This window comes from uncultured Agitococcus sp., assembly GCF_937920075.1.
GTDB lineage: Bacteria > Pseudomonadota > Gammaproteobacteria > Pseudomonadales > Moraxellaceae > Agitococcus.
Map to the genome: position 1 here is coordinate 1 of NZ_CALETI010000323.1, position 11373 is coordinate 11373.

The window sequence follows — 11373 nt, forward strand, 5'->3', positions numbered from 1 at the left end:
TCTTGAGGAATATAGTGTTGAATCCACCTAGCTACAAACTCTTGTTAGAGCATTTAACCACAGCAGTGCTGTTAGTGGATGAGCATTTATGTCTAACTTATCTTAATCCATCGGCTGAAATGTTATTGGCCGTTAGTCGAAGTCGAGCAGTAGGTCAACCATTGGCGCAAATATTTTTTGATACTGATGGCGACAGTACATTGCATAAAATGGCAAATACTCTCAAAACTGCCCATCCTTTTACTAAACGTGAAGCTCGTTTGCGTGTGGCAGGTATTCAAGAAGTGGTTGTCGATTATACGGTGGCATCATTATTAACGCCGAATCAGCCACCAGAACTATTAATTGAAATTCAACAAATTGATCGTTTATTGCGTATTTCACGTGAAGAATCTATTTTGTCCAATCATCAAGTGACTAAGCAATTAGTGCGTGGTGTTGCCCATGAAATTAAAAATCCATTAGGTGGAATTCGTGGTGCGGCTCAGTTATTGGCAAGAGCATTACCTGACAATAATCTTAAAGAATATACCCAAATTATTATTGAAGAAGCTGATCGTTTGCGAAATTTGGCTGATCGAATGTTGGGGCCACGCAAATTACCAGATTTACAATCTATTAATATTCATGAATGCTTGGAACGTGTTCGCTCTTTAATTTTGGTTGAAGCCGAAGGCGAGGTAAGTATTGTCCGCGATTATGACTTATCTTTGCCAGAGTTAACTGCTGATCCAGATCAACTCATTCAAGCTATTTTGAATATTACAGGTAATGCCTTACAAGCATTACGCGAAAATGTTAAGCAACAATTGCCGCCAATGATCACCTTAAAAACACGCGCACAAAGACAGTTTACCATTGGTTCGGTGCGTCATCGTTTAGTGTTGCGAGTCGATATTATTGATAATGGGCCTGGTATTCCTGCACATTTAATTGATACGATTTTTTATCCGATGGTGACAGGGCGTGCGAGTGGTTCAGGGTTGGGTTTGGCAATTGCTCAAGATATTGTTCATTTATATCACGGTTTGATTGAGTGTGAATCTCGAGTTGGGCAAACAGTGTTTAGTATTTTTTTACCTTTGGAGAATGGCCATGCCAGCAAACGATAAAGTATGGATAGTTGATGATGATCGTTCTATACGTTGGGTGTTAGAAAAAGCATTAATGCAAGAGGGATTAGAGGCAACTGCCTTTGATGATGCTCAAGTGTTGTTAAGCAAATTGCAAAAAGAGCAGCCTCATGCCATTGTCACCGATATTAGAATGCCAAATATTGATGGATTAACATTATTAGCTAAAATTCGGGTCGATTATCCTGATATTCCTGTCATTGTTATGACCGCTCATTCTGATTTAGATTCGGCGGTTTCATCTTATCAAGGCGGTGCATTTGAATATTTACCCAAACCATTTGATGTTGATGAAGCAATAAATTTAGTTAAACGAGCAATTGCGCATCATCACGAGCAGTTTCAAAACACCTTGCCTGCACTTAGTCAAACCAAAGGTGTAGATATTATTGGTGAGTCTCCAGCGATGCAGGAAGTTTTTCGTGCTATTGGTAGGCTATCACACTCGCATATTACTGTTTTGATTAATGGTGAATCTGGTACAGGTAAAGAATTGGTTGCACACGCTTTGCATCGCCATTCACCGCGCACTAGTCGCCCATTTATTGCCTTAAACATGGCAGCAATTCCTAAAGATTTAATGGAGTCAGAATTATTTGGTCATGAAAAAGGTGCATTTACGGGAGCCAATCAATTACGTCAAGGTCGTTTTGAGCAAGCTAATCATGGCACATTATTTTTAGATGAAATAGGTGATATGCCTTTAGATACCCAAACTCGCTTATTAAGGGTATTAGCCGATGGTGAGTTTTATCGAGTAGGCGGGCATATACCTGTTAAAGTTGATGTCAGGATTATTGCCGCAACTCATCAAAATTTAGAGCGTTTAGTGGCTGAGGGTAAGTTTAGGGAAGATTTATATCATCGTTTAAATGTGATTCGTGTACATATTCCTCGTTTACGCGATCGTCGTGAAGATATTCCCATGCTGGCACAGCATTTTTTGGCTCGAGCAGCAAAAGAATTAAATGTCGAGCCAAAAGTTTTAAAATTAGAAACGGCTACTTTCTTACAACAGCTGCCGTGGCCTGGTAACGTCCGTCAACTAGAGAATACTTGTCGATGGTTAACAGTGATGGCCTCGGGCCGAGAGATTTTGCCAACAGATTTGCCACCAGAATTACAACAAATTAGCAGTCATGAAGTGGTGAGAGTTGCTCAGTCTTGGGAGCAAGCATTAGCTGAGTGGGCGCGTAAAGAGCTTTCTTCTGGCACAAAAATGCTGTTAGAGCAAGCCTTACCTACCTTTGAAAAAATTATGATTACTGCCGCTTTAAACTATACAGGTGGTCGTCGTCGTGATGCTGCCGAAGTCTTAGGTTGGGGGCGAAATACCTTAACTCGCAAAATTAAAGAGTTAAAAATGGAGGTTGGTGGCGAGGATGATGAAGATTAGTCATGGTTAGGGCGATTAAATCGCCCTACATCTCACTTATGGGCAGCGATAATTATGTTGTGATAATAAATCTATGCCACATTCTAAATCTGAAATCCAATCTAAAAATTTATTGATCATTTCCTTACCAGCAAATGGTTGACCATGTTGAGGAACAATCATCTCCACATCCATTGTTCTCACCATATTTGCCCATAATTTAGTGACTTTATTTGAGCACATATAACGTTGATGAAAGCCTTTCATGCTAGGAATATGTGCTTCAAAATTGCTAACTGGATGTTGAGCATCATCAACCAAAGATGCACCCATATCGCCAGAAAATAGAATTTTTGACACAGGGTCATAAAATTGGAAATTACCAACAGAATGTAAAAAGTGTGCTGGTACCGCTTTAATGACACTGTCACCAAAAGGAATATCTTGTCCTATATCTGGTAGCTCAATCAAACGCTCAGAGAAATCATCTCTAATACGTTCACTCATAAATGCTGAGGTGAGATGTGGTAAAAATCTTGCCCATAATTTAGAGGCAACAATTGTGGCACTGGTATGTACTAACCAGCGAGGCATAGATGCAATAATGTCAGGGTCTTGATGCGAGGCAATAACATAGTCTAGTGATTGGAGTCGAATATGTTTCATCAATTCTAATGTTAATGGTGTGTAAGTCAAATCTCCACCAGGATCAATCACTGCCGCGTGTTTATCATGAATAATCAAAAATTGATTAGCTTGTACCCCTTCACCTTTGACTAATGTGGAAAAACTAATACATTTGTGAGAGCCATTATCAAACAAAATATAAGCATTCGAACTCATAATGCGCCTAAATAAAAAGACTAGAACTGGCTTAGTGTTGTCACAAATACATGTAATCAATAATACTTGATTTTTTGATTGCCCATACGCAAAACGTCAACAGCTACTAAATCACTGTGTCAGTCCTAAAGATGTTGGAGTTTTAAGCATAGATGAGAGGCTATTGATATTTTGCAATTACAATCAAAACACTAATAGCCCTATAACCATGCTTTTCATAAGGTTAATGATAACATCTAAGCTTGTTAATTGGTGTCCCATGAAATGACTAATGGTCAGATATGTGATTGAGTAGCCAGATTAGCTGTTTACTGGTGAATATTTGTTGATGAGAGAATGAGGAAATATAGACGATTAATTTGATAGTAGAGGGACTTAGATGAGTCTAAGTCCCTAAATGGCAATTAAGTTTACATATTAGGATATGTAGGCCCACCACCACCTTCTGGTGTTACCCAGTTGATGTTTTGAGAGGGATCTTTAATATCACAAGTCTTACAATGTACGCAGTTTTGAGCGTTGATTTGTAAGCGTTGTTCACCCGCTAAAGAAACCACTTCATACACACCTGCAGGGCAGTATAAACGAGCTGGCTCGTCATACAATGGCAAGTTTTTGCTCATTGGAATGTTGGGGTCTTTGAGCTGTAAATGAATCGGCTGATCTTCTTCGTGGTTTGTACCAGAAATAAACACAGAAGACAGTTTATCAAAACTGATTTTGCCATCTGGTTTTGGATATTCCAATTTACGCGCCAAATCTTTACGATCTAAACAATCATAGTCTGGTTTGTTGTCATGGATAGTGAACGGGAAACCACCAGGCAAAATGTTTTGGTCGATAAAGTTGAACGCCGCACCCATTAAGAAGCCCATGCGGTGCATGGCTGGGCCAAAGTTACGGTAGCGGTGTAACTCTTCATATAACCAAGAATTTTCGAATTTTTCAGTATAAGTCGTGACTTCGTCATGACCTTCGCGGCCGTCTTTTAAGGCTTCAAACACAGCTTCAGCACATAACATACCAGATTTCATGGCAGTATGAGAGCCTTTGATTTTGGAAAAGTTTAAGAAGCCTGCATCATCACCAATTAAACAACCACCTGCAAAAGTTAATTTAGGTAAGGAGTTTAAGCCGCCTTTAATAATGGCACGTGCACCATAAGAAACACGTTTTGCACCTTCTAAATAATGTTTGATGACAGGATGGTGTTTCCAACGTTGCATTTCATCAAACGGTGATAAGTATGGGTTGCTATATGCTAAGTCAGTAATCAAACCTAAAGTGACTTGATTGTTTTCAGCGTGATACAAGAACCAACCGCCAGCACTGCCAGACTCACTTAATGGCCAGCCAGAACCATGTAATACTAAACCTGCTTTATGTTTGGCAGGATCAATTTCCCAAAGTTCTTTAATACCAATACCGTAATGTTGTGGGTCACGGTCTTTGTCTAATTCAAACTTGCTGATTAATTGTTTGCCTAAATGACCACGGCAACCTTCAGCAAATAAGGTGTATTTAGCGTGTAATTCATAACCTGCGGTGTAAGAGTGTTTCTTTTGGCCATTTTTGCCAATGCCCATATCACCAGTCGCAACACCTTTTACGCTACCATCTTCATGGTATAAAATTTCAGAAGCTGCAAAGCCTGGGAAGAGGTTAACTTCTAACTCTTCAGCTTTTGTACCTAACCAACGAACTAAGTTACCTAAGCTAATAACGTAGTTACCTTCGTTGTGCATGGCTTTTGGTACAGCCCAATCAGGCATAAGCTTGCTACGAGTTTCACTAAACAATAAGTGAATTTCGTCTTTGATAACAGGCGTATTGAGTGGTGCGCCTTCTTCTTTCCAATTTGGAAATAATTCATTTAAAGCGCGTGGCTCAAAGACTGCACCAGATAAAATATGTGCGCCAATTTCAGAACCTTTTTCAACCAGACATACCGAGATATCATGGCCAGATTCAATGCTTAATTGACGTAAACGAATCGCTGCAGATAAACCAGCGGGGCCGCCACCAACGATGACGACATCAAATTCCATTGCTTCTCTTTCCACGTTAATCTCCTCGCAATTTAGCTGGGGTAAGCTAGTCTAAAATTTTAGGCGCGATAGTATAAAAGCATAGGGTATAAAGGCCAACTCTTTACGACAGAATGTTGGCTAAAAATCGCAAATTAATCGCAATTTTGGTTAAAACCACCAATAATACACCTATAAATGCTTATCTTTGCTTAACTTAACGTGTGGTCTTGCCCTTGTTCAATGGCTAAGCACGATGAAGTTACAGCTAAATAAGTCAATCATTCGCTTTTATGATAAGCGTTTTGTATTGTTGCGGTAGTTTACAAGTTTTATACGATATTTTGTTAGACAATCTACAGGAATTGTTATGACTCAGCATTCACAAATCAAAGCAGACCCTTTAACTATTGCGCGCTTGTTGCAAGATGAACAGGGGAATGTACCTAAAGGTTTGCCACCGATTCATAAATGGCATCCACCCTATTGTGGTGAGATTGATATGCAAATTAAAGCGAATGGTGAATGGTTTTATCAAGGGACACCGATTCAGCGACATGCCTTAGTCAAATTGTTTAGTACAATTTTGCGTAAAGAAGAAGATGGTCATTTTTATTTAGTGACACCTGTGGAGAAGGTTCGTATTCAGGTTGAAGATGCGCCATTATTAGCATCACATGTGGAAAGAGTTGTTGAAAATGGTGTTGCCTATTTACGTTTTAAAACCTTGACAGAAGATGTTGTGGTTATTGATGAGCAACACGCGCTATGGGTAAATTATAATGATGCAGGCGAGCCTAGACCTTATATCAGAGTTCGTGATCAATTGGATGCGTTGCTAACACGAAGCGTTTTTTATCAGTTAGTTGAATGGGCAGAATGTATTGATTTACAAGATAAATCTTGTTATGCCATTGCTAGTGCAGGCCAATACTTTTATTTGGCAGATGTTTTTGATTAAGATTTAAAGTTTGATGTTTTTTGTCTGTTTGGCATAGTCTTTGCTTTAAAGCTTTTTATTTAGCAGTTTTGGAGCAAGGCAATGTTAAAAGTTTTGTTGGTTAACGACACCAATAAACAAGTGGGTCGTTTACGCACTGCCTTAATACAAGCGGGATGTGAGGTTGTTGAAGAAGTAACATCAGCATTGATGATTCCTAAGCGTGTCGCAGAACTGAAGGCAGATGTGGTGATTATTGATACCGAATCACCTAGCCGAGATGTGTTAGAGCAAATTTGTGTGGTGACTCAAGATGAGCCAAGGCCTATTGTTATGGTGAGTGAAGATACACAACCTGCCGCTATTAAAGCAGCAATTAAAGCAGGCGTATCAGCTTATGTGGTTGAAGACATTGATGTAGCTCGTTTAAGTGCTGTTTTGGAGGTCGCACAAGCTCGTTTTGAGCAAGATCAAGCCTTGATGAGTCAAATTCGTCAAGCAGAATCTAAACTAAATGAGCGTAAGGTTGTTGAGCGTGCTAAAGGTATCTTAATGCAATTACGGGGAATGACTGAGTCTGAGGCTTATCATGCTATGCGTAAAATGGCGATGGATCGCAATATTCGGATTGTTGATGTGGCTCAAAAGCTTTTAGCGATGAATGATTTATTAGCCTAAATAAACAGATTAAATAGCACTTCAAAAAACCGCCTTTAGGGCGGTTTTTTATTTTGGCGCATTTTATTTGTGATTTATTGCTTTATTAGTGCATCACCTGCGCAATCTGAGTCAATAAATAATGCACCAATCACTATCATGGTGCAAAACATGCACCTAAATAGTGAAAATAAGCTTTTTTGAGTATTTAAAAACTTGGCACAACAGTTGCTATATATAAAGTGACAGCGATAAATGGCCAAAGTTGGCTACGCAATTAAAGTGGATCATTAAAATCCCTTTAAGTTAATACAGATTTGCTGACTTATGTGAGTACATAGGTCAACGACAAGTTGGGACACTGGCGTCTGGAGGCTTCACAGCCGAAGGACGCTTTTTTTTTGGGTGTTTGTTAGGGTTTTTGAGGATAAAAAACTCTTTTTAATAAATCATGTAACAAAACCTTCGTTATTTATGGTGTGTTGGCATTGGAATTGTATAAACACCTAATAAATCTAGAGGTGGCGTTACCAAGATTGAGGTTGATGATCATGGTGCACTTGCCTAAAGACGAAACAAATTTAATTTTAACAACTGAAACTACTGCTGATAATGCTCATAGCCGCCGTGATTTTTTAAAACAATCGGCAGCTGCGGCAGGAGCGGGGTTATTAGGAGGCGGAATAATGAGCTTATCAAGCAGTGCATGGGCAGCAGGTAGTGATAAACCCGAAAAAACAGAAGTGAAAGTGGGTTTTATTCCCTTAACTGACTGTGCGCCTATTGTTGTGGCATCAGTTTTAGGTTTTGATAAAAAATACGGTATCAAAATTACCCCAAGCAAAGAAGCTTCTTGGGCAGGTGTCCGCGATAAATTAAATAATGGCGAATTAGATGCTGCTCATGTGTTATATGGTTTGATTTATGGTGTGCAATTAGGCATTGGTGGGCCTGCTAAGGATATGGCTGTCTTGATGACATTAAACCAAAATGGCCAAGCGATTACTTTATCGAATCAATTAAAAGAACAAGGTGTGGTTGATGGTCGTTCATTAAAGCGCATGATTGATTCTAATAAGCGTGAATATACCTTTGCACAAACCTTTCCAACGGGTACACATGCTATGTGGTTGTACTACTGGTTAGCTGCTTATGGTATTGATCCAATGAATGATGTCAAAACCATTGTTGTGCCACCTCCACAAATGGTTGCAAATATGCGTGTCGGTAATATGGATGGTTATTGTGTGGGTGAACCGTGGGGCGCGCGTGCAATCAGTGATGGCATTGGTTTTACTACCGCAACCACTCAAGAAATTTGGCCAAATCATCCCGAAAAAGTCTTAGGTTGTACTAAAGCTTTTGTAACGCAATATCCCAACACTGCACGTGCTATGTTAATGGCAGTGTTAGAAGCATCTCGTTATATTGATGATGTAAAAAATCGTCCTGCGGTGGCCAAGTTGATTGCAGATAAATCTTATGTCAATGCACCAGAGCAAGTGATTGAACAACGCTTCTTGGGTAATTATGACAATGGTATTGGCCGTAAGTGGAAAGATGCTCACCCAATGCAGTTCTATCGTAATGGCGAAGTGTCATTCCCATATTTGTCTGATGGTATGTGGTTCTTAACTCAACACAAACGTTGGGGCTTGTTGAAGAAAGAGGTGGACTATTTAGCAGTGGCTAAATCTATCAACCAAATCGATATGTATAAAGAAGCCGCTACACAATTAGGCGTACCATTACCGTCTAGCCCAATGCGTAGCAGTAAGTTGATTGATGGCAAAGTTTGGGATGGTTCTAATCCTAAAGCTTATGCCTCAAGTTTTGCGATTAAAGCTTAATGAGGTGAATCATGACTACAACTGTTACCAATGCAACTGTTGCTCCTCCTATTAAAGTGAGTAAACGTCAAATGCCTGCTATTATGGTTAAACCAGCTGCGATGGTTCGTTGGGCTTTTCCACCTGCATTAGGGATTGCTCTGTTTATTTTTGCGTGGGCTGTATTGCATCACTTCCGTCCAGAATTGCCAGGTCCTGCATCAACATGGACATCAGCAATTGAGTTGTTTGCTGATCCATTTTATAACAATGGTCCTAATGACCAAGGGATTGGTTGGAACATCTTAAACTCTTTAGGGCGTGTGGGTTTAGGATTTGGTATGGCTGCCTTAATTGGTATTCCACTGGGCTTTATTTTGGGACGAGTGCAGTTTATTAATCAAATGTTTGCACCGATCATTTCCTTGTTGCGTCCTGTATCGCCTTTAGCATGGTTGCCGATTGGTTTGTTAGTTTTCAAAGCAGCCGAGCCAGCATCCATTTGGGTAATCTTTATTTCCAGTATTTGGCCAATCATTTTGAATACGGCGGCAGGTGTATCACAAGTTCCACAAGATTATTTGAATGTGGCTCGTGTTTTAAGATTGTCAGAATGGAAAGTATTTACCACTATCTTATTTCCATCCAGCTTGCCTTATTTATTAACAGGTATCCGTTTATCCATCGGTGTGGCTTGGTTGGTGATTGTGGCTGCTGAAATGTTAACGGGTGGTGTTGGTTTAGGCTTCTGGGTTTGGGACGAATGGAATAACCTCAATGTTGAGCACATCTTAATCGCCATCTTCGTGGTAGGTATTGTTGGTTTATTACTCGAACAAGCCTTATTACTCTTAGCCAAACGTTTCTCATACGAAGGCTAATAGTTCTCCAGTTATTAATTAATTCGATCCCTTCTCTAATCCAAAACTCCCTGAAATCAGGGGGATTAGGGAAGGCTTGGCCAAAATTCAAGCTCTAGCTTTAGAGTAGAGGTGTAAGATGAATAAGTACGTTAGCATCGAAAATGTCGCCATGCGTTTTGAAACCAAAAAAGGCACCTTTGAAGCTTTGCGGGATATTAACTTAGGGATAGATGAAGGTGAGTTTGTTTCCTTAATTGGTCACTCAGGTTGCGGAAAATCAACCTTGTTAAACTTAATTGCAGGTTTAACCTTACCAAGCCAAGGCTTCTTAGTGTGTAATGGCCGTGAAATTGCAGGACCTGGCCCAGATCGTGGTGTAGTTTTCCAAAACCATTCTTTATTACCTTGGTTAACCTGCTTTGATAATGTTTATTTAGCCGTTGAGCGTGTTTTTGGTGATAAAGAAACGAAAAAACAATTACAAGAACGTACTCATGCTGCCTTAAAACTGGTTGGCTTAACCCATGCAACGCATAAATATCCAAAAGAAATTTCAGGCGGTATGAAGCAACGGGTAGGTATTGCTCGTGCATTAGCCATGAAGCCACAAGTTTTATTAATGGATGAGCCATTTGGTGCGTTGGATGCCTTAACACGCGCCCATTTACAAGATGAATTATTAAAAATTGTCGCTGATACCAAAGCTACTGTCGTGATGGTAACGCACGATGTTGATGAGGCCGTTTTATTGTCTGATCGGATTGTGATGATGACCAATGGCCCATCTGCAACGATTGGCGACATTCTTACCGTCGATTTAGCTAAACCGCGTGACCGTATGCAGCTAGCTAACGACCCACATTATCACCACTTGCGCTCTGTTGTCTTAGAGTTCTTATATAAGAAACATCTACGTCCTGCCGCCGCATAGTTTTTATCTACGAAATAAGTTTTTGATTTTTGGGGTTGTATTCGCAACCCTGTAAGTAAGTTTTTGCCTAAATTTAGGGGTATTGACATGAAAAAGTTATTAGTAAGCGCAATTAGCTTAGCGACAGTTTGTCCAAGTTTGGTCTTAGCTGATGCTCAAGAGTTAATGACGGCCATTGGTGGCGGTAAAGCTAATATGGATATTCGTTTGCGTACTGAATGGGTTGATTTTACGACTACCAAAGAGGCAACCGCTGCCACGATTCGCAGCACATTAGCTTATAAAACGGCTGATTATCAAGGATTTACAGGTTTTATTCAATTTGAAGATGTGACTAACTTTGGCAAAGAAGATTATAACAGTACCATTAATGGCAATGCCAAATATGGCATCATTGCCGACCCATCATTGACTCAAATAAACCAAATCTTTATTGAAGCCTATGGTGCAAAAGTAGGTCGTCAAAAAATTGTTTATGATAATGCCCGTTTTGTGGGTGATGTTGCTTGGCGGCAAAATGACCAAACTTTTGATGCTATTAGTTATGTAAATAAAGTCTTAGTACCAAGCACCACATTTAACCTTGCTTATGTAAACAAAGTGCATAACATTGTGGGCAAAGTTCTTCCAGTTTCTGCACCGATGTTAAATGTGCGCTATAGCCATGTTGCAGGTGATTTTGGTGTTAATGCCAGTGCCTTTTATTATGGTGTTGAATACGATGCGGCAGCAGCAACTAATGCGGCACAAAATGTGTCTCCTGCTGGCTCTTTTC

The 11373-nt window shown here is 39.9% G+C and carries 9 protein-coding genes and 1 pseudogene; 8 read left to right on the forward strand and 2 right to left on the reverse strand.

Translation table 11 applies throughout. From position 1 onward, the window contains the following. Positions 1–2: 2 nt before the first annotated feature. Positions 3–1112: a nitrogen regulation protein NR(II) gene (glnL, locus tag Q0212_RS11200; RefSeq protein WP_367175900.1), complete on the forward strand. Its 1110-nt coding sequence runs from the start codon at positions 3–5 to the stop codon at positions 1110–1112. Further along, a complete protein-coding gene (gene glnG, locus Q0212_RS11205) occupies positions 1096–2529 on the forward strand; it encodes a nitrogen regulation protein NR(I) (protein WP_297925480.1) in 1434 nt (477 codons plus the stop codon). Before glnL ends, glnG begins: the two co-directional genes overlap by 17 nt. 36 nt (positions 2530–2565) lie before the next feature. Here glnG and Q0212_RS11210 read toward each other — a convergent pair whose 3' ends face one another. After that, positions 2566–3351, reverse strand: coding sequence for an MBL fold metallo-hydrolase (locus tag Q0212_RS11210; protein ID WP_297925483.1), 786 nt, complete (start codon positions 3349–3351; stop codon positions 2566–2568). Positions 3352–3761: 410 nt separating this feature from the next. Then, positions 3762–5399, reverse strand: a complete 1638-nt coding sequence (locus Q0212_RS11215) for an electron transfer flavoprotein-ubiquinone oxidoreductase (protein WP_297925498.1) — start codon at positions 5397–5399, stop codon at positions 3762–3764. 349 nt (positions 5400–5748) lie between these two features. Here Q0212_RS11215 and Q0212_RS11220 point away from each other — a divergent pair, with 349 nt between their 5' ends. The 6 genes and pseudogenes from Q0212_RS11220 to Q0212_RS11245 form a co-directional block, all read left to right on the forward strand. Beyond that, positions 5749–6339 (forward strand): DUF1285 domain-containing protein, encoded by a 591-nt coding sequence (locus Q0212_RS11220; RefSeq protein WP_297925485.1) that lies wholly within the window; start codon positions 5749–5751, stop codon positions 6337–6339. A gap of 81 nt (positions 6340–6420) precedes the next feature. Next, a complete protein-coding gene (locus Q0212_RS11225; RefSeq protein WP_297925487.1) occupies positions 6421–6996 on the forward strand; it encodes an ANTAR domain-containing response regulator in 576 nt (191 codons plus the stop codon). Positions 6997–7526: 530 nt separating this feature from the next. After that, a complete protein-coding gene (locus Q0212_RS11230; protein ID WP_297925489.1) occupies positions 7527–8825 on the forward strand; it encodes a CmpA/NrtA family ABC transporter substrate-binding protein in 1299 nt (432 codons plus the stop codon). 11 nt (positions 8826–8836) lie between these two features. After that, on the forward strand, positions 8837–9685 hold the full coding sequence (gene ntrB / locus Q0212_RS11235; protein ID WP_297925492.1) for a nitrate ABC transporter permease: 849 nt from the start codon (positions 8837–8839) through the stop codon (positions 9683–9685). A 118-nt stretch (positions 9686–9803) separates the two neighbouring features. Then, positions 9804–10598 (forward strand): ABC transporter ATP-binding protein, encoded by a 795-nt coding sequence (locus tag Q0212_RS11240; protein ID WP_297925494.1) that lies wholly within the window; start codon positions 9804–9806, stop codon positions 10596–10598. 87 nt (positions 10599–10685) lie between these two features. Further along, a pseudogene (locus tag Q0212_RS11245) lies at positions 10686–11373 on the forward strand (hypothetical protein); the annotation flags it as partial.